Raw genomic sequence first — 20,631 nt, 5'->3', positions numbered from 1 at the left:
GAATTAAGGATGATGAATCAGATGGATTTTTCTGGAAACGCCACTCACCTGTCGAAACCCCAAACCAAGAATTCAAATCCGCGAACACCAAGACCAAGCCCAACAAAGTTGACCCAAATTAATTTCGATATGCCCCATAATCGACGATTAATCCTGCGGCACAATAGCACTCCGAAATTATTCACCGAAAATTTCGGCTTTTTTATCTGCACCTCGCTCGCAATTAAAACCTTTTATGGCTCCGATTTTCGCGATATTTATTTATGAAAATCGCCCCACTCTTTAACCGAAACCAAACAAAACTCATTATCAATTATCAATCAAATGTTTAAATAATATTCAATTTATTTTCAGAATTATCACTCGTTATCTAAGTGACACAAAGGATTTCGCTCTATATAATGCCGCCGCCTCGGCCTTGCTCAACAAGCGCTGAAAAAATCAAAACTAACGGAGATTATGGATGAACATGAAAAAACTGAGTGCAGCAATCCTTCTGGCTTTAGCATCTACAACTGTTATGGCGGATTACCAAGCTGAAGGTACAGTTACCTATTTAAGTGCAGACAATGACGTCGATTTATTCACTCTTGGCGGCGTGTACCACTTCAACACTGTTAGCACAGATTCACACCCCTTGGCTGAAGCTGCATTTCTGGAGCGTTCCAACAACGTCTCACTGACGCTCGGCAAAAAATCAATGGATGCCGGTGATCAAGACACAGCGATTGCAGCTGTAGAAATCTATATCCCAGAAGCAATGCTTTACATCGCACCTTTCTACCGTTATGACAAATACAAGCCTGATGGCGGTGTAAATTCAAGCGAAAATGATTGGGGCGTCAGAATCGGTTTGACTCCTATCGAGGGCTTCCGCGTAGCCACTACTTGGTCTGACGAGGTCGATTACGAACTTAATTTCGATGTGAAATATGTTTTGAAATTGGCAAACGATACCGCTCTTAATCTTGAGTTCGGCTTCGCCGAAGCTCTGGAAGGTGGCGACGATCTGGTCTCTGCTGCTGTTGATTATTACTTCAACCGTACATTCAGCGTGGGTCTTGGTATTGAAGATCAGTACGACACTATCTACGAACTCAGAACCAGAAAATTCTTTACTGATAGCTTCAGCGCCTTTGCTTCTTATTACAACGCAGATGACGCTGACGCATGGAAAATTGGAGCGTCTCTGCGCTTCTAATTATGTTTAGCAAGGCTCCTTCTGGAGCCTTGCTGCTTTTGAAGTGATCCGAAGCTCTTAACTGCTTAGTAATCGCCCCTCTGCTTTCGTCTCGTTTGTCTGTATACATGGCTTATACAATGCCGCTCGCAAGCACCTAACGGCTGCTAAATAAAATCAATGGAGATTTAAGAATATGAAAAAACTCAGCGCCGCCGTAGCTTTGGTTTTAGCGTCGACAACAGCTATGGCCGATTACCAAGGAGAAGTTTTTGCAAGCTATGAGAATAGCTATAGTGGCGATACTGATTGGTATTTTATTGGCGGGACATATCACTTCAGCTCTGTCAGCACAGACTCACACCCTTTTGCTGAAGCCGCGTTCCTGGAGCGCTCCAACAACATTTCTTTGGCATATAGCCAAACATCTCAGAAAGACGCAGACGACGAAGATGCCGTTAGTGCAGAAGTAGCGATCTATATTCCGCAAGCAATGCTCTATGTCGCGCCTTTTTATACCTATACAAAATCCAAATTCGAAGGCGATAGCAGCAGTGACAATTATTGGGGCGTTACTGCTGGTCTGACCCCTATAGATGGCTTACGAATTACCACAACTTGGGTAGACGACATCGATTATGATCTTAATTTCGACGTGAAATACGTTTTGAAATTAGTAAACGACACCGCCATTAATCTTGAATTCGGCTTCTATGAAACTGACGAGGGCGGCGAAGATTTTGTCTCCGCAGCTATCGACTATTATTTCGATCGCACCTTCAGTGTCGGCCTTGAAGTTGAAGATCAGCACGAAAGCGTTTACGGAATCCGCACTCGGAAATTCTTTACCGAAAATTTCAGCGCTTACGCTGCTTATAGAAATGGCGACGATAACGACTCCTGGTTAATCGGGGCATCTTTCCGTTTCTAATCCTTGTTCATCGAGGCTCCTCCGCCGGAGCCTCGATGCTTTCATCTTAGTTTGCTATAAGTCCCTTCCGACGCCTCGCGCCATAATTCGTCACAATTTTTTTCTTATTAAGTCCCTTTTTCCGTTTATCCTTCTGTATTGCTCATTTGTTCTGAGGACTCTCCATGACTGCCCGTTCCTGGTTGTCACTTTGTTTTTTTGCTTTGATTCTGCTCGGCTGCCAAGCCGAACGCGAGCCTAATGAAGCGGATTCGCCCTATCAACCTGCCGGACAGCCGCCGGCCACTCAGGCTGCAGCGGCGCCGAATAATCTGGAGATGGCAGTATTGGATATTGCCGAACGCGATCGCTCCGGCCGGAACTCCATTGCCATGACACTGACGACAGAGGTCGACGCCAGTCAGGATATTCAGCCCTATCTGCTGATCCATGACAAAGACAAACGCAAGGTGACCGGAGCATGGGTTGTCGGTGAAGATCGCAAACAAATCTGGTTTGCCAATATAGAGCCGCAAACCGAATACCAGATTACAGTCAATCCTGGTTTGCGCGGTTTGAACGGCACCGTGCTGAACGAAGCCAAATCTGCGACTATAACCACCCGCCCGCTGCAGGCATCGGTTAATTTCGAAAGTAAAGGCACAGTGTTGCCACAGGGGTATGACTCCGGCCTGCCGGTAGTCACCGTCAATATTCCCTCGGTTGATCTCGATTTTTTCCGCATCCGCGAAAACCAACTGGCGGAGTTTATCAACAGCACCCGCGATTCCGGCCGTTACGGCTGGTACGCCAATTACCTCAAACAGCACGGTGACCTGGTTTATTCCGGACGTTTTGACTTGAACCCGGAACGCAACACGCGCACCAAACGCGATATTCCGATTCACAGCATCGATGCGCTTAAACAAGCGGGTGTGTATTTCGTCGTCATGCGAGCTGCCGGGGAATACGATCAAAGACAAATCACCTGGTTTACGGTTACCGATATTGGCGTGCAGGTGCGCCGTTATTCCGATCAATTGGATGTGCGCACCAATTCGCTGGCAAGCGGAAAAGTCCTCAGCGGCATCCAAGTGCAACTGCTGGGCGAGAAAAACAAGGTTTTGCAAGAAAACACCACAACCAACGAAGGTATCGCCAGTTTCACCACAGATTTAAAACAGGCGCGCCTGCTGGTTGCACGCAAAGGCGAGCAACTGACCTTATTGGATTTGCGCAGTCCTGTTCTGGATTTATCGGAATTTGATTTAGGCAAGCGCCCGCAATTGCCGGTGGAATTATTTTTGTATTCGCCGCGCAACCTCTACCGCCCAGGCGAAACCGCCATTTTCAGCGGCATTTTGCGCGACTTTGACGGCAAGATGACGCAAACCCCTGTGTTGAATGCCTCCATTCGCAGTTCCGACGGCAGCACCTTGAAAGAATTCCGCTGGCAGCCGGGCGAATTGGGCTACTACCAAACCGAATGGACCATTCCCACGGATGCGCCGACCGGTCGCTGGCAATTGGTTGTCGGCGGCTCGTTGAAACAGCCGGTGATTTACCACTTTAACGTCGAAGAATTTTTGCCTGAGCGTTTAAAACTGACGCTTGCCGACAGTGCTGAACGCACAACGATCACCTCCGCGATGAATCCTATTGCGATTCCAGTGCTCGGCGAATATCTCTACGGCGCGCCCGCCTCCGGCAATCGACTCAGCGCCTATTTCCAAGTCCAACATTGGCGCTCGCCTCTGGATACGCTCAAGGACTACCAATTCGGTCATGTGTTGGACGAAGCCTTTTCCGCGCAGCAAGAATTGGCGGATATCAATCTGGATGCTGAAGGCAAAACGGTTTTGCAGATTCCTTCCCACTGGCAGCAAAGCCAGTCGCCACTGAAAGTGCAAATTACCGCCAGCTTGTATGAATCCGGCGGCCGCGCCATTACCCGCTCTCATCCGGTTTTGATCTGGCCTGCCGGCGCTTTAATCGGCATACGCCCTACTTTCGGCAATACCAATCCGGAGGCCAATAGCGTCGCCAAATTTGAAGTGATCAAAGCCAATTTGAAAGGCGAATTGCTGGCCGCGCCCAATTTGGAAGCCACTTTAATTAATGAAGATCGCCAATATTTTTGGGAATACAACGACCACCAGGGCTGGCATTGGGAATGGACGGAAAAAGAATTTCCGGTGGCGAGCGAAACCTTGAGTGTGCCTGCGGGCAAATCCGCAGAAATCGGTTTTCCGGTTTCCTGGGGCAACTATCGATTGGAAATTCGCGATCTCGATTCAGGCCACACCAGCAGCATTCGCTTTTTTGCTGGTGAAGATTGGTATCACGATTGGGAAAACGCGCAGGATCGCGGCGCGGCGCGGCCGGATCGCATCAACCTAGCGCTCGACAAGCCGCGCTATAAATCTGGCGATACCATTCAGCTCAAAATCGTTCCCCCTGCTGCGGGTGAAGCACTGATCCTCGTCGAAGGTGATCGCCCGCTGTGGAGCCAAAAACTGAGTGTTCCGGCTGAAGGAACCAGCATCTCCATTCCGATCGCCGATTCCTGGGCCAGCCATAATCTCTACATTACCGCGCTCTTGATTGAGCCCAGCGGCAAAACCCGGCAAATCACCCCCAAACGGAGTTTGGGCCTAATTCATCTGCCGCTGGATCGGGAATCCCGCCGGCTTTCCGTAGAGCTGGAAGCCCCAGAAAAAACTCGTCCTTCGACCACGCTAACCACCCGAGTCAAAGTCGGCTCTGAGGCTGCCTTTGTGACCTTGGCTGCGGTCGATGTGGGGGTTTTGAATATCACCAATTTCAAATCGCCCGATCCGTTTGAATATTTCTTTGGCGCCCGCCGTTACGCCGCAGAAATTCGCGATATGTACAACGATGTGATTGAAAGTCACCGCGCCGATAAAGCCAAATTGCGCTTCGGCGGTGATGCCGATTTGGCGCGCGGCGGCAAAGCGCCGCAGTCCGATGTGCAGATCGTTTCCCTGTTCCAAGGCCCGGTTACACCCAATGCTGAAGGTATAGCGGAAATTCCCCTGAGCCTGCCGGATTTCAACGGCCGCCTGCGTTTAATGGCCGTCGCTTTCGGCAAGGAACATTACGGCAGTTCTGAAATGGAAGTGACGGTGGCAGCGCCGGTGATTGCCGAAATTTCCATGCCGCGTTTTCTCGCCTACGGTGATCGCGCTGAGATCGCACTGGATGTGCAGAATATGACAGACGAGGCGCAAACACTGGACGTCTCTTTGACTGCAGATTTCCCCCTGGAAATGAAAGCGCAGCAACTCTCGGTCAGTTTAAAACCGCGGGAAAAAACCATCGTCAAAACGCCGATCAAAGCCGCCGGTTTTGACGGCAGCGGCACAATCAAAGCGATTGTGGAAAATAACGCAGTGGGGCGTATTGAGCGCGAATGGCATCTCGGCGTCCGCCCTGCCTATCCCGCTGTGACAGTCCATAAACAGCAGGTTCTGCAAAATTCCGCAGAAATGCACATTTCTCTGGCGGATATTCCCAATGCCATTCCGGAGACCGTTCAAGGCGCAGTGGAAGTCAGCCCAACCGTAAATCTGCAAATTGCGACGCACCTGCGCGAATTGCTGCAATATCCCTACGGCTGCCTGGAGCAGACCACCAGCCGTGCGCATCCGCTATTGCAAGCCTCGCCCGCTAATCAAGCGCGTTTCCATTTGAATCCGATCGCCAATGAAGAACGCCTCAAGCGCATGCAAGCTGGCGTGGATCGCATTGCGCAATTCCAAAAATCCAATGGCAGTTTTGGCTTGTGGGATAAATATTCCGATGAAGATCAGTGGTTGACCGCTTATGCGACAGACTTTTTGCTCGACGCGCAAACTCAAGGTCTCGATGTGCCAAGTGAAGTCGTGAAAAAAGCGCTCGATCGTTTAGGTTTTTATCTCAACAGCAGCGGCTCTTTTGTCGGTCAAACCTGGTCGCAGGATCCTCGCCACTACGCCTTCGCCAGCCGGGCTTACGCCGCGTATGTTTTGAGCCGCGTTAAACAAGCGCCGCTCGGTTCACTGCGCACCTTGCAGCAACGCGATTTCGAGCACGCCCAATCCGGTTTGCCGCAAGTGCATTTGGGGCTTGCGCTGCTCAATATGGGCGATCAGAAATTAGCGAAAACCGCGCTGGAGCAGGCCGTCAAAAATCTGCCCAAGCGCGATCAGTATTTAGGGGATTACGGCAGCAATATCCGCGACCTCGGCCAAATGATCCATCTGCTGCTGAGCAACGGCCAATTAACCGAGCAAGCTGTCGATCTCAGTTTGAAATTGCGCGACGCCGTGCGCGGCCGTCAATGGTTCAGCACGCAAGAACGCACCGCGCTGTTTTTTGCGGGAATTGCGCTGGAGCAGAGTTTGGACACCTCGTGGAGTGCCGAGTGGCAGCTCGACCAATCCGCCGCGCAAACGATTCAAGCCAACAACTCCTGGCGCAAATACCTCGACGCGGCCGATATAGCACAAACCTTCAAACTGATTTCACGGCACGACAAACCTTTGTATGCCGATGTCCTGCTCAACGGCTACGGCAAAGAGCCGCCTGCGCCACAGGAGCTGGGCATGACCATTTCCAGCAATTGGTATAACGCTCAAGGGAAATTGGTGCGGCCGGAAAAAGTTAAAGTCGGCGAATTATTCCTTGTGCATTTGAGCATCAGCGCCAAAGAGCGAGTGCCTGATGCACTGGTGGTTCATTTGTTGCCCGCCGGTTTCGAGCTGGAAAATCAGAATCTGGAACACGCCATCAAGCTGGACGATTTCCGCATCGAAGGCAAACGCATTCCCGAGCTGCAACAAAATACTCAAGTGAAACACAGCGAATATCGCGACGACCGTTTTGTCGCCGCGCTGGATCAACAATCCTGGGGCAGCAGCCATGTATTTTTTATGCTGAGAGCGGTAACTCCAGGGGTCTATCAAGTGCCGCCTCCATTGGTCGAGGATATGTACCGTCCAGAAATTCGCGGCATTGGTTACAGCTTGCCAGCAATCGAGATTGTCAATCCTTGAGCCAAAAATCCAATGGGTCGCATCGGCGATCCATTGGTCTTGAGATGTGCATAAATGCGGTGGAAAAACTTAAGCAATTGGCTCGCGCTTTTGATAGCGCCATTTCTGCTGTTCTTTATTCTGGATTTTGTATTTCCACTGCATCTTCCCCATCAGGATCATTTATTTGCGCTCGTGGTAGTCGACCGGGAGGGTCGTCCGCTCCGAGCATTTCCGGATGAAAAAGGCGTGTGGCGTTATGAAGTCTCACTCGATGAAATTTCGCCGCTATACCTCGAAGCTTTATTGGCCTACGAAGATCGCCGCTTCTGGTATCACTTCGGTATTGATCCCATAGCGCTGCTTCGCGCAGCTGCGAGCAACTGGCGCTACGACCGCACCGTTTCCGGTGGCTCCACCATCACTATGCAGGTCGCGCGCTTGCTGCATCCGCACGACCGTACGATCTCAGGGAAATTGCGGCAAATGTTTCGCGCGCTGCAATTGGAATGGCATCTCGATAAAAAAGACATTCTTACGCTTTACTGCAATATCGCGCCTTTCGGTGGCACTATTGAAGGCGTACAGGCAGCGAGTTTTACTTATTTGGGCAAGCCCGCAAGCGAACTCACCCATGCAGAAGCAGCACTTCTCGCAGTACTGCCGCAATCGCCTACTCGTTACCGCCCCGATCTTGCACCAGAGCTTGCACAACAAGCCCGCAATAAAGTGCTCGACCGCATGGCGAGTTTTCACATCTGGCCCACTGATGTTGTGGAAGATGCGAAGCTCGAACCGGTCTACGCAATGAATAAAAGAATTTCGCCGCGCGCTGCATTATTGGCGGAACGTGTTATTCGCAATAATCCGGCACGGGTTGTGCGCACAACCATTGATCTCAATTTACAAGACGCACTGGAAGATTACGTTCGCCATTCAATTTCGACACTGCCGGAACATATGTCGGCTGCCGTTTTGGTGGTCGATAACGCAACGGCGGAAGTGCGTGCATATCTCGGCGCTGCGGATTACGGCAATTTAGCGCGTTTCGGCCATGTGGATATGGTGCGCGCGCGGCGCTCTCCCGGTTCAACGCTCAAACCATTTCTCTACGGTTTCGCCCTCGACGAAGGGCTTATTCATTCCCAGTCATTATTGGTGGATGCGCCTTTACAATGGGACGAATATCGCCCTACGAACTTCTCCGGCGCATTTGCAGGACCTGTCAGTGCAACCGAGGCCTTGCAACGGTCGCTCAACGTCCCAGCGGTTGATCTCCTCGACCGCTACGGTCCCACTCCCTTTGTTGACCGCTTGGCGAATGCCGGCTTGTATCTGCGTATTCCGGGAAATAAAGCCAACCTTTCCATTATTCTCGGCGGCGCAGGTACCAATCTGGAAAGTCTGGTCGCTGCATACGGAGCCTTTAGCAATAATGGCAAAACCCGCCCGCTGCGCATGCTTGCCGATCAGCCACCGACGGCCGAAACCTTTTTGCTTTCACCAGAAGCAGCGTGGATCGTTTACGACATTTTGAGTGGCGTTCCCGCCCCCTCCTCCTTGCGCCAGGTATCCGCTATGGCAACCCGCCCCGCCTTCGCCTGGAAAACCGGAACAAGTTATGGAATGCGCGACGCCTGGGCGATCGGCATGGACAGCCGCTACACCGTCGGCGTGTGGGTCGGCAAACCGGATAATTCCGCAATTTTTGGCAACACCGGGCGCGATACCGCTGGCCCTCTGCTGCATACCATCGCCACTTATCTTGGCGCGCCAATGCGTATCACCCGACCGGAAGGAGTAGAACAACACACCATTTGCTGGCCGCTCGGCACCAGCGCAGACCATCAATCTGACGATCTTTGCCATCGCCGCCTGCAAGCCTGGACCATCAACGGCACCATTCCGCCGACGCTTCCGGATCGGCAAATACCACTGCAATCTAATCCGCTCACTTTTTTGCAGGACGCAGCGAGCAAACGCCGCGTTTTGAGTCACTGTTTAAGCAATTCCTACGAAGCCAAATCCGTTGCGCTTTGGCCGTTGGCGGTAGAACCCTGGTTGTCCTCTTCCCAACGCCGCCGTAACCAAGTGCCACCGTTTGCAGAAGGCTGCGGCATAACCAATGCAATTCCCGTAAAAATCGAACATACCGCGCATAACACGATTTATCGACGCGCCGGCAGTTCTGCATCGGCTCCGGTGATTCCCTTGGTTGCGAGCGGTGGCGACGGGCGCTATCACTGGTATATGGATGGCCGTTATCTCCACACATCTCCGCCAACACAAACGGTGGAACTCTCCGAGCCTGGCAACCACCAAATTCTAGTAGTGGACGATGCGGGCAATTTGGATAAGCTCGATATTACTGTGGAATAGGAGACACATATGACCCAAATCCGCGCGATTCAGGCCGACATCACCACACTGGATGTCGATGCAATCGTCAACGCAGCAAATAATTCGCTATTGGGTGGCGGTGGTGTCGACGGCGCCATCCATCGTGCGGCCGGTCCCGATCTGCTGAAAGAGTGTCGTACCCTCGGCGGATGCTTAACAGGCGAGGCCAAAATCACTAAGGGCTATAAATTGCCCGCACGTTATGTGATCCACACCGTCGGGCCAGTCTGGCAAGGAGGCAACAATTCCGAAGCAGAATTGTTGCAAGATTGTTACCGCAACAGCCTTGCGCTTGCGCGAGCACACAAGCTACGCAGCATTGCTTTCCCTGCGATCAGTTGCGGTGTTTACGGATTTCCCTTGGAGCCTGCGGCGCACATTGCGGTAGACACGGTATGCAAATCCCTTGCGGAAGAAGGTGGTTTTGACGAAGTGATTTTTTGTTGTTTCAGCGCCGAGATGGCGGCGCTCTATAACAAAGTTCTCGCTCGCCACGCGTTATAAAAAAATCCCGCCGAAGCGGGATTTTTTTCGTTCTGCATCGCGCATCACGCGTTTGGCTTTTTCTCTTCTTTCACATGCAGACGGATATGCAAATCGCGCAGCTGTGTGAAATCCACTGTGCCGGGCGCATCGGTCATGACGCACGCCGCGGTTTGTGTTTTCGGGAACGCGATCACATCGCGGATCGAGCTGGATCCTGTCATCAACATGATGAGACGGTCCAAACCGAACGCCAGACCACCGTGCGGCGGTGCGCCGAATTTCAAAGCATCCAACAGGAAGCCGAATTTTTCGCGCTGCTGCTCCGGCGTAATGCCGAGGATTTTAAACACGGTTTGCTGCATGGACTGGTCGTGAATACGCACAGAACCACCGCCCAATTCAGTACCGTTCAACACCATGTCATAAGCGCGGGACAAGGCTGCAGCCGGATTGGCTTCCAGCTCTTCCGGAGTGCATGAAGGCGAAGTAAACGGGTGGTGCAACGCTGCCAAACTGCCGTCTTCCGCTTCTTCAAACATGGGGAAATCCACCACCCACAAAGGCGCCCACTGACGGGTGTACAAATTCAGATCCGCGCCGAGCTTGCAACGCAGTGCGCCCAAGGCTTCGGAAACTACTTTTGCTGAATCCGCACCGAAGAAAATCAGGTCGCCATTTTGAGCGTCGAGGCGATCCAACAGAGACTTACGCACTTCCACCGGCAGGAATTTCACGATGGGCGACTGCAAACCTTCCTCGAGGTCATTGCGATCGTTGACCTTGATATAGGCCAAACCTTTCGCGCCATAGATGCCGACAAACTTGGTGTAGTCGTCAATCTGTTTACGAGTCAAAGTCTCGCCACCGCCCGGTACTTTCAACGCAGCTACGCGGCCTTTCGGATCTTTAGCGGGCGCAGAAAACACCTTGAATTCCACATCCTGCATCAAATCTTTTACTTCCACGAGTTGCAAAGGAATGCGCAAATCGGGTTTGTCTGAACCGTATTTTTCCATGGCCTCGCTGAACGGCATGGTGGGGAAGTCACCCAGGTCGACATTCAGCATAGTCTTGAACAATTGGCGGACCATTTTTTCCGTAACCGCCATGATTTCCTTTTCACTCATAAAAGAGGTTTCGATATCGATCTGCGTAAATTCAGGCTGACGATCAGCGCGCAAATCTTCGTCGCGGAAACACTTGGCGATCTGATAATAACGATCGAAACCTGCCACCATCAGCAACTGCTTGAACAACTGTGGTGATTGCGGCAGAGCAAAAAAGTGACCTTCGTGCGTACGAGAAGGCACCAGATAATCGCGCGCACCTTCTGGAGTCGCACGAGTCAGAATCGGCGTTTCCACGTCGATGAAACCATTCTCCGCCATAAAGTTGCGGATAAAAGTCGTCACCTGAGAACGGAAACGGAGATTGCGCTGCATATCCTGACGACGCAGGTCGAGATAGCGGTATTTCAACCGCACCTCTTCGCCGACGTTAGCGTAGGAATCCAAAGGAAACGGAGGTGTTTCAGCGGTGTTCAGAATGGTCAGACCCAAACCGTAAACCTCTATTTCGCCAGTCGCCATGTTGGGGTTTACGGTTCCCGGTGCACGAGCACGTACACGGCCGCGCACCTGCAATACATATTCGCTGCGCACTTTGTCAGCCAGCGAAAAGTCCTGGCTGTCTGGGTCAAAAACAACTTGGACCACACCTTCTCGATCGCGCAAATCGATAAAGATCACACCACCGTGATCGCGACGGCGATCGGCCCAGCCACAAAGAGTGACTTCTTTATCGATGTCGGCGGAGCTGAGAAGTCCGCAATAATCAGTGCGCATAGTTTTTACCCGTTTGTAGTCATTTAATCGGAAGAAGTCGCCGACTTACTGCCTGCGCTTTTTCCGCCTGTTTTTGTGCTGTCCGCTTTCGCTTCGCCCTTGCTACCGCTATCGCTGGTTCCGCCATCGCCGGCCAGATTCTTCTTATGACCAGACTTTTTAAAATCAGTCTCATACCAGCCACTACCGGAAAGCCGGAAACCAGCGGCGGAAATTTTCTTTTTAAGACTCGGCTCGTGGCACTCGGGACAATCCGTCAGAGGAGCATCGCTGATCTTCTGAAGGATTTCGAATTCGTGCTGACAGGATTGGCAATGGTATTCGTAGATTGGCATGCAACAGTCTCCACCAAAATCAAATAGCCCCAGCGGGGCTCACCGAGAGCCTGCGCCACAGGCTCGTCCGGAACTGCTAGATGGGAACAAATTGCTGGAATTCAACGGCAAGCGCCAAACCATCGGTGTCCGCCAAAAAAGCGCTGCATTATACATGACGCCCCTGTACGAAAAACACCCCGAGGGGTTCGCATAAGGGGAAATACCCCCTGCCGGGAATCTCTAAGCACAAAAGAGCTAAAAAATACGGGTTTTTTTATATCGAATATTGCCGCTGGAGGGTGAATACACTATATATTATGAGTCGCACGCGTTAGGTGGTTATAAAACCCCTGGTTGAGCAGTACCCAAAACGACCAGTGCCTAACGAAAAGGGCGTTTCTGCGATAACCGAATGCTGAATCGGCAACAACTTCAACATAATTGACTACAACCATAACCACGAGGTTTATTCAATGGCCGCATCTAAGGAGCCTCTGGTTAAGTCCAAAAATTTGGCATAATTAGCACAGCTCAACTCTTAGGGTAATCGATTATGAATCAGCTCACTTTTGCCGAAGCCGAATATAACGCAAAGAAGCGCAAAACCCGGCGGGAAAAGTTTCTCGAACAAATGGATACGCTGATTCCCTGGAAGCAATTGGAGCGCAAGATCCAGCGGCATTACCCCAAAAATGGCCAAGGGCGCCATCCCTACCCGTTAAATGTCATGCTGCGAGTTCACTGCATGCAGCTGTTTTACAATCTCAGCGACCCAGCTATGGAGGATTCACTGTACGAGATCGAATCCATGCGCAGATTCGCAGGCTTGAGCTTGAGCGGTTCCATACCGGACGAAACCACTATTTTGAAATTCCGCCATTTGTTAGAGCGCTACAATTTAGGCGAAGCCCTTTTTAAAGAAGTGAACCGCCATCTCGACAAACAGGGATTAATACTGAAAGAAGGTAGTATTGTTGATGCCACTATTATCGAAGCGCCCACCTCGACCAAAAATGAAAATGGTGAGCGTGATCCCGAAATGCATCAAACCAAGAAAGGCAACGAATGGCATTTTGGGATGAAAATGCATGTTGGCGTGGATGATACTTTGGGTGTTGTTCATACGCTAACTACCACGTCTGCCAATGAGCACGATATAACGCAATTGTCGGAACTGCTGCACGGCGAAGAGGGTACCGTTTGGGGCGACGCGGGATATCGCGGCGCAGAAAAAAGACCCGAGCTAAAAGATGTGGAAGTGGATTGGCTAATTAGTCAGCGTCCCGGTGTTCGCAAAACATTAAGAGGAATTGCCGCACGGGCAGAAAAAGCCAAGGCCCAAGTGCGAGCGAAAGTAGAGCACGTATTTTTAAAGATCAAACAGCAGTTTGGCTATGCCAAAGTGCGTTACCGGGGACTCGCCAAAAATACCAACCGGCTTTATGTTTTAGCGGGTTTTGCAAACCTGCTTACCTGCAAGAAATTCTTGCTGACCTAGGGTCAGTGCGCCTTAAATCTGGCAATTGGCCAGATTTAAGGCAAAACAAGTAGGAAAAACGGGAAAAATCATGCCTTTTCCGCCATGAATGAAATTGAGAATTATTCAAAAAATATGAGTGAAAAAATTTGAACTTAATCAGAGCTTCCCTAAAGCCACCGCTAAAAAATCTTCTGCAAAAGCGCCCGCCAAAAAAGCGGAAGCTCCAAAAGCAGCTAAGAAATCTAGCCTGTCCGTTAAAGAGCGTTTTTCCAAATCCGACATCCTCAACCACATCTCCTCTCAAACCGAACTGAGCCGCAAGCAAGTTACTGCGGTATTGGATGAGTTGAACAACCTGATCGAAGCTCACATCAGCAAAAAAGGTCCTGGTGAATTCGTTCTGCCTGGCCTGCTGAAAGTTGTCACTGTGAAAAAACCAGCTCGTAAAGCTCGCAAAGGTATCAATCCATTCACTGGAGAAGAGACCACTTTCGCAGCTAAGCCAGCGAGCATTCAGGTAAAAGTTCGTCCGCTGAAAAAACTGAAAGAGATGGTGGCGTAAGTCTTACATCAAACTTTTCTCGACGACAAAGCCGGATTTAATCCGGCTTTGTCGTTCTTGCCTCTTATTCAGACAAATCTGCTCTAAACCCCTCTCCCGCCAGCGCGTGACGCAAGCGCTTCAATCGTTCCTTTAATACTTCTTCTGTATAGGGCACTGGCGCAACCCTCCCCCAAACAGGCTGAGGCCAAGTCGCATCACTCGTAAAACGAGCCACGTGATGCAAATGTAATTGCGGAACCAGATTGCCTATCGCCGCAATATTCATTTTGTGAGGCGAAAACAGATCCACCATCACCTCCGCAACGCGGCAAGACTCAACCATCAATTGTTGCCTGTCTGCCAGCTCCAAATGATGAATCTCTGTGACCTCGTCTCGCTGCGGAACCAGAATGACCCAAGGAAACTGGCTGTCCTTATGTAATAAAACAACACTCAGGTCCAGATAGCCGACGAGAAACGTGTCTTGCTTTAATTGCGGATGCAATTCGAACATGTCGTACCCCCTTTGCTGGATAAAAGACAAATCAGTGCTAAAGACAGCCAAACCGGTTGCTACTAGAATAGCGCCTCGTCATTTTTCCCGAACTTCAAGACAGAGACCACTATGCGCGCTACTCAATTTCTCCTCGCCACTCAGAAAGAAACGCCAGCCGACGCGGTTGTTGTCAGCCACCAACTGATGTTGCGGGCGGGAATGATCCGCAAATCCGCATCCGGCCTTTATTCCTGGCTCCCTCTCGGCCTGCGAGTACTGCGCAAAGTAGAACAAATCGTCCGGGAAGAAATGAACAAATCCGGCGCATTAGAAGTGTTAATGCCGGTTGTTCAACCTGCAGAACTGTGGGTGGAATCCGGTCGCTGGGACCAGTTCGGCCCCGAACTTACTCGTTTTAATGACCGACATGATACGCCATACTGCCTTGGCCCTACGCACGAAGAAGTTATCACCGACCTGATTCGTAACGAAATCTCCAGCTACAAGCAGCTGCCAGCCAATTTCTATCAGATTCAAACCAAATTCCGCGATGAAGTCAGGCCGCGTTTCGGCGTCATGCGCGCCCGCGAATTCATCATGAAAGATGCCTATTCGTTCCATCTGACGCGCGAGTCACTGCTGGAAACCTACGCCGTTATGCATCAAACCTACTGCAACATTTTTAACCGCATAGGCTTGGATTTCCGCGCCGTCTTGGCGGATACCGGCTCCATCGGTGGAACCGGCTCACATGAATTCCACGTGCTCGCCGACAGCGGCGAAGACGATATCGTCTTTAGCACTGCCAGTGATTACGCCGCCAATATTGAAATGGCCGAAGCACTTGCACCTACGCAAGTCAGCAATGAATCCCCCAAAGAACTGCAGAAAGTTGCGACTCCCGGACAAAAAACCATTGAAGAAGTCGCCAGCTTTTTGCAAGTTCCTGCGACCAGCATTTTGAAAACACTGATCGTCCTGGGCACTCCAGACGAAAAAGGCCATCAGCCGCTGATCGCTTTAGTGATTCGCGGCGATCACACCTTGAACAAAGTAAAAGCCGGCAAACTGCCCGGCGTTGCCAACCCGCTGACATTCGCACCCGACAGCCGCATTGAAAAAGAACTCGGCGTAGAGCCAGGTTCCTTGGGCCCCATCGGCTTGCAAATTCCGGTTTATGTCGATCGCTCAGCGGCGGTGGCGGTGAACTTTGTGTGCGGCGCCAACGAAACGGGCTTCCATAGCGTAAATGTCAACTGGCAGCGCGACGCTCAGTACACTGAGGTGGTCGACATCCGCAATATTGAGCGCGGCGATCCAAGCCCAGACGGCAAAGGCGTTGTGGAAATCAAACGCGGTATTGAAGTGGGTCACATCTTTCAGTTGGGCGATAAGTACTCCAGCGCCATGAAGGCGAAGGTATTGGACGACACAGGTCGTGAGCAAACCATGATCATGGGCTGCTACGGTATCGGCGTCTCCCGCGTGGTGGCGGCAGCTATCGAGCAAAACCACGATGAGCAGGGCATTATCTGGCCGGAAGCCATTGCCCCCTTCCAGATCGCTCTAGTGCCGATCAACATGCACAAATCGGAAGCCGTTGCACAAAAATGCGAAGAGTTATACCGACATCTCAGCCAGAGTGGCTACGATGTGCTATTCCTGGATGAACCCAAGGCGCGTCTTGGGGTTATGTTGGCGGATGTGGAGCTGATCGGTATTCCACATCGTTTGGTTGTCGGCGACCGCGGCATAGAAGGCGGTACTGTTGAGTACAAAGGCCGAAGGGATAGCGAAAGCACCAATGTCCCTCTGGCAGAGCTGGATAACTTCTTGGCTGAGAAGATCGCTCGTAAGGCGTGAGTTAAAGAGTTTCGTGAGATCGAAAGTTTCTGGTTTGATACTGGCCCTGTTTCTCAGCACAACGCTGACGAAACCGGTCAGCGCTATGGCGCCTCAGTATGAGGTGGACGACGTCATGCGCTTGGCGCTCAAAAACTCGATTGAGCAGGCCGAAAGTTTTCAGGATCGCTTTGATGCGGAAGTCTGGCTGCTGTCCAAATCAGCCTCATTACAAAGGTTCATCAAGGATCCTGATGAACGCTTCCGCATTCTCCGTCTGGTTCATAGAGAAGCCACCCGCGTCGGCCTGCCCGCAGATCTGGTTCTGGCGGTTATCCAAATCGAAAGCGCCTTTGATCCTTATGCAGTATCCCGCGTCGGAGCTCAAGGCATGATGCAGGTGATGCCATTTTGGAAAAAGGAGATCGGCCGAGAGCAAGACAATCTCATCGACCTTGAAACCAACCTTCGTTACGGCTGTACGATCCTCAAATACTATATCGACAAAGAAAAAGGCCGCTGGGCCGAAGGTCTCGCCCGTTACAACGGCAGTTATGGCAAGTACTGGTATCCGGAAAAGGTCTTAACTGCCTGGGAAAAGCACTGGAAACGTTAAGTTTTCTGCGGTTTTATTGCAGTTTTACAAGGCGGTCTTTTGCTTATAAAATGTCCGCTCATTCAGGCAGCAAAAGCTGCCTGTTTTATTTTGGGCCTCTGTCTTTTCAGTAGCTGCTGGACTTGGATATGACTCTAATGAACACCTATGGCAACAGAACCACCACTCTCGTCAAAGGGGAGGGTCCCTATGTGTGGGATTCTGAAGGCAAACGCTATCTGGATGCTTTAGCGGGAATCGCCGTTTGCGGTTTGGGGCACGCCCACCCTGCTGTCACCAAGGCTATTACAGAGCAAGCCAGCAAACTGCTGCACGTTTCCAATCTATACAACATCGAGCCGCAAATCGCAGCCGGCAAAGCGCTGGTTGAAGTATCCGGCATGGATAACGTCTTTTTCTCCAATTCCGGCGCGGAAGCCAACGAAGCAGCCATCAAACTTGCGCGCAAGTTCGGCCACGAAAAAGGCATAGAGATGCCAGAAGTCATAGTCACTGAAAACAGTTTTCATGGCCGCACCATGGCAACCTTGACTGCGACCGGCAATAAAAAAGTCAAAGTCGGTTTTGCGCCGCTGGTCTCCGGATTTGTACACGTTCCCTACGACGATATTGAAGCCATAAAAGCTGCAGCAACACCAAACACAGTTGCCGTTATGGTGGAGCCGGTACAAGGCGAAGGCGGCGTGCGAGTTCCCTCTTCTACTTATCTTCCAGAATTACGCAAATTGTGTGATGAGCGCGGCTGGTTATTAATTCTCGACGAAATTCAAACCGGCAATGGACGCACAGGAAAATACTTCGCCTATCAACATTCCGGCATTCTTCCAGACATAGTGACCACAGCTAAAGGACTTGGTAACGGTGTTCCAATTGGTGCGTGCCTCGCGCGCGGCGTCGCTTCGACCTTGTTCCAGCCGGGCAATCACGGTTCCACCTTTGGTGGCAATCCACTAGCTTGCGCCGCAGCCTTATCAGTCATTAACACGATCCAAAATGAAAATTTGACTGCTCGCGCTGCGCAGTTAGGCGAACGCATGCTGAAAAACTTCACCGAAGCATTGGCAGGCAATCCCAGCGTTGTCACCGTGCGCGGAATGGGTTTGATGATCGGCATTCAGCTCAATCAAGATTGCCCAGAGTTGGTGGAAAAAGCCAAACAGCTAGGCATTTTGATTAATGTAACTGCGGGCAATACGATTCGCTTGCTTCCACCACTCATCATCAGTGACGACCAAGCCGACGAGATTGTGCAGAAAGTGGTAGAACTGATCAAAAACCGCTAGAGGAGTAGTTATGGCACTAAGACATTTTTTGACCCTGCGGGACCTTTCAAGCGCAGAACTCAATAGCATTATTGAAAGAGCCATAGCCCTAAAAAAGTCCTGGCGCGCTGGTGAAGTTATCGAACCGCTGAAAAATAAAGTGCTGGGGATGATTTTCGAAAAATCATCAACCCGCACTCGAGTTTCTTTTGAAGCTGGCATGACGCAACTCGGAGGAGCTGCGCTTTTTCTGTCTCCGAAAGATACCCAGTTGGGTCGTGGCGAACCTATCGAAGATTCTGCGAGAGTTCTGTCGCGCATGGTCGATATGATCATGATCCGCACGTTCGAACATGAAAAAATCGAACGCTTTGCTCGCTATTCTTCCGTTCCTGTCATTAATGCGCTGACCGATAGTTTTCACCCATGTCAGTTACTCGCTGACGTTCAAACCTATGTAGAACATCGCGGCAGTCCAAAAGGCAAAACCGTGGCGTGGATTGGCGATGGCAACAACATGTGTCAGTCCTACATTAACGCTGCAGCACAATTTGATTTCCAACTGGTTATTGCCTGCCCTGAGGGCTATGAACCCGACGCGAAATTGGTAGAACAAAATCGCCAGCGAGTTACTATCGTTCGCGACCCGCGCGACGCTGCGCGCGACGCGGACTGGTTGGTTACAGATGTATGGGCAAGCATGGGCCAAGAAGAAGAGCAAAAAGCTCGCGCAGAAAAATTTGCCCAATACCAGGTTAATCACGAGTTGATGAGCCTGGCAAAATCCGACGCAGTATTTATGCACTGTCTGCCTGCTCACAGAGGCGAAGAAGTCAGCGCTGAATTGTTGGAAGATGAAAAATATTCCATCGTTTGGGATGAGGCAGAAAATCGTTTACACGCGCAAAAAGCACTGATGCTTTTCCTAGCGGAAGAGGCAGCTCGTTAATTCATGACTCACCTTCTCCAGGTGCAGAACATTATCTGCAGATACGACACCAATGAAGATATTCCACCGGTTGTCGACAATCTCAGTTTTGTCCTGGAGCAAGGAGAAATCGGTTGCTTATTAGGGTCGAGCGGTTGCGGTAAAACCACGGTATTAAGATCCATTGCTGGTTTTCATCCGATCAGCGCAGGCTCTATTACCCTATGCGGAAAACTTCTGAGTTCCGACACGCACCATCTGGCTCCAGAAAAGCGCAAAATCGGCATGGTGTTTCAAGACTATGCGCTTTTTCCTCATCTAACCGTCGCGCAAAATATTACTTTTGGTCTTCATAAGCTTTCCGCAAAAGCCAAAGAGCTTGTTTGCGAAGAATTGCTTGAGCTTGTGAAGCTCGTTGGTTTTGCGAATCGCTATCCGCACGAGTTATCGGGCGGCCAACAACAGCGTGTTGCCTTAGCACGAGCGTTGGCGCCATCTCCAGATCTTTTGCTGCTCGATGAGCCTTTATCTAGCCTTGATACTGAACTTCGCCGCGGCCTCGCCATGGAAGTCAGAGAAATTCTGAAAAAGCGTGGCATAGGCGCAATTATCGTGACTCACGATCAAGAAGAGGCCTTTGCTTTCGCAGACAAAATCGGAGTTTTACATAAAGGAAAACTGGAACAATGGGATGTTCCTTTTAACCTGTACCACCAGCCCCAAAGCCGTTATGTAGCGGACTTTATTGGCCAGGGAGTCTTTCTTCCAGGATTTTTACGCAGCAGCAGAACGGTTGAAACAGAACTCGGGACACTGCAAAGCCACAAAGATTATCCGTGGGTTCCCAACACCGCTGTTGAAGTGCTGCTGCGCCCCGACGATGTGGTAGAAAACCCCGCAAGCCCCTACCAAGCGACTATCCATCGCAAGCTGTTCGTCGGCACCTCAACCCTTTATACCCTACAGCTTCCCACTGGCTCCTATATCGAAGCCGCTCTCCCCAGTCATCACAACTTCGAGATTGGCCAGACAATCAATATCAGCGTGGAAGCAGATCATCTAATCGTATTTACCCGCGAATCCAATTCGGCACCAGCTGAAACAGCTCTCTCCTGAGCCCTCTATCATCCCTATCTAGCTGAGCTTATTAATCGCAGCCCACCAAATAGGCCTAGGCTATTGTCTCGATATGAACAATATACTTTTCTAATGAATGATAACGATTATCATTAAAGAAAAGGCGTTCGGGAGAATTAGCCATGTTGAAGACAATGACTTTTGCTATCACCC

The 20,631-nt window shown here is 50.8% G+C and carries 15 protein-coding genes; 12 read left to right on the top strand and 3 right to left on the bottom strand.

Annotated features, from left to right (window positions below; all coding sequences use genetic code 11):
* The first annotated feature begins 463 nt into the window (after nt 1–463).
* The 5 genes from DWB84_RS16205 to DWB84_RS16185 all read left to right on the top strand — a co-directional run bounded on the left by DWB84_RS16205 (nt 464) and on the right by DWB84_RS16185 (nt 10,030).
* Nucleotides 464–1,201: a putative porin gene (locus tag DWB84_RS16205; RefSeq protein ID WP_187410860.1), complete on the top strand. Its 738-nt coding sequence runs from the start codon at nt 464–466 to the stop codon at nt 1,199–1,201.
* Between the two features lie 175 nt (nt 1,202–1,376).
* Nucleotides 1,377–2,111, top strand: a complete 735-nt coding sequence (locus DWB84_RS16200; protein WP_187410859.1) for a putative porin — start codon at nt 1,377–1,379, stop codon at nt 2,109–2,111.
* Nucleotides 2,112–2,275: 164 nt separating this feature from the next.
* The gene (locus DWB84_RS16195; RefSeq protein ID WP_187410858.1) at nt 2,276–7,147 is read left to right on the top strand and encodes an alpha-2-macroglobulin; all 4,872 of its coding nucleotides are present in this window, start codon (nt 2,276–2,278) and stop codon (nt 7,145–7,147) included.
* 54 nt (nt 7,148–7,201) lie between these two features.
* Nucleotides 7,202–9,505: a penicillin-binding protein 1C gene (gene pbpC, locus DWB84_RS16190; protein ID WP_187410857.1), complete on the top strand. Its 2,304-nt coding sequence runs from the start codon at nt 7,202–7,204 to the stop codon at nt 9,503–9,505.
* Nucleotides 9,506–9,514: 9 nt separating this feature from the next.
* Complete coding sequence (locus DWB84_RS16185; RefSeq protein ID WP_187410856.1) at nt 9,515–10,030, top strand: O-acetyl-ADP-ribose deacetylase; 516 nt, start codon at nt 9,515–9,517, stop codon at nt 10,028–10,030.
* Nucleotides 10,031–10,074: 44 nt separating this feature from the next.
* On the opposite strand, the gene aspS is transcribed toward DWB84_RS16185, so the two are convergent.
* On the bottom strand, nt 10,075–11,856 hold the full coding sequence (aspS, locus tag DWB84_RS16180; protein ID WP_187410855.1) for an aspartate--tRNA ligase: 1,782 nt from the start codon (nt 11,854–11,856) through the stop codon (nt 10,075–10,077).
* 23 nt (nt 11,857–11,879) lie between these two features.
* Entirely contained in the window at nt 11,880–12,191 is a 312-nt protein-coding gene (locus DWB84_RS16175; RefSeq protein ID WP_187410854.1) for an FmdB family zinc ribbon protein, read from the bottom strand.
* 535 nt (nt 12,192–12,726) lie between these two features.
* Here DWB84_RS16175 and DWB84_RS16170 point away from each other — a divergent pair.
* On the top strand, nt 12,727–13,671 hold the full coding sequence (locus DWB84_RS16170; RefSeq protein WP_187408337.1) for an IS5 family transposase: 945 nt from the start codon (nt 12,727–12,729) through the stop codon (nt 13,669–13,671).
* Nucleotides 13,672–13,789: 118 nt separating this feature from the next.
* Nucleotides 13,790–14,215 carry an HU family DNA-binding protein gene (locus tag DWB84_RS16165; RefSeq protein ID WP_187410853.1) on the top strand — a complete coding sequence of 142 codons (426 nt, stop codon included), beginning with the start codon at nt 13,790–13,792 and terminating at the stop codon, nt 14,213–14,215.
* A 64-nt stretch (nt 14,216–14,279) separates the two neighbouring features.
* Here the strand turns inward: DWB84_RS16165 and DWB84_RS16160 are convergent, their stop codons facing one another.
* The gene (locus DWB84_RS16160; protein ID WP_187410852.1) at nt 14,280–14,711 is read right to left on the bottom strand and encodes an HIT domain-containing protein; all 432 of its coding nucleotides are present in this window, start codon (nt 14,709–14,711) and stop codon (nt 14,280–14,282) included.
* A gap of 111 nt (nt 14,712–14,822) precedes the next feature.
* On the opposite strand from DWB84_RS16160, the gene DWB84_RS16155 reads away from it, so the two are divergent.
* The 5 genes from DWB84_RS16155 (at nt 14,823) to DWB84_RS16135 (ending at nt 20,457) form a co-directional block, all read left to right on the top strand.
* A complete protein-coding gene (locus DWB84_RS16155; RefSeq protein ID WP_187410851.1) occupies nt 14,823–16,556 on the top strand; it encodes a proline--tRNA ligase in 1,734 nt (577 codons plus the stop codon).
* A 13-nt stretch (nt 16,557–16,569) separates the two neighbouring features.
* A complete protein-coding gene (locus DWB84_RS16150) occupies nt 16,570–17,151 on the top strand; it encodes a lytic transglycosylase domain-containing protein (protein WP_370589738.1) in 582 nt (193 codons plus the stop codon).
* Nucleotides 17,152–17,279: 128 nt separating this feature from the next.
* Nucleotides 17,280–18,434, top strand: a complete 1,155-nt coding sequence (locus DWB84_RS16145; protein ID WP_222868230.1) for an acetylornithine transaminase — start codon at nt 17,280–17,282, stop codon at nt 18,432–18,434.
* A gap of 10 nt (nt 18,435–18,444) precedes the next feature.
* Nucleotides 18,445–19,362 carry an ornithine carbamoyltransferase gene (gene argF / locus DWB84_RS16140; RefSeq protein WP_187410850.1) on the top strand — a complete coding sequence of 306 codons (918 nt, stop codon included), beginning with the start codon at nt 18,445–18,447 and terminating at the stop codon, nt 19,360–19,362.
* Nucleotides 19,363–19,365: 3 nt separating this feature from the next.
* On the top strand, nt 19,366–20,457 hold the full coding sequence (locus tag DWB84_RS16135; protein ID WP_187410849.1) for an ABC transporter ATP-binding protein: 1,092 nt from the start codon (nt 19,366–19,368) through the stop codon (nt 20,455–20,457).
* Nucleotides 20,458–20,631: the final 174 nt, after the last annotated feature.

Source organism: Saccharophagus sp. K07, assembly GCF_014336955.1.
Taxonomy (GTDB): Bacteria; Pseudomonadota; Gammaproteobacteria; order Pseudomonadales; family Cellvibrionaceae; genus UBA5868.
Note: the sequence above shows the minus strand (reverse complement) of the source record. Positions and strands in the feature narration are given on the sequence as shown.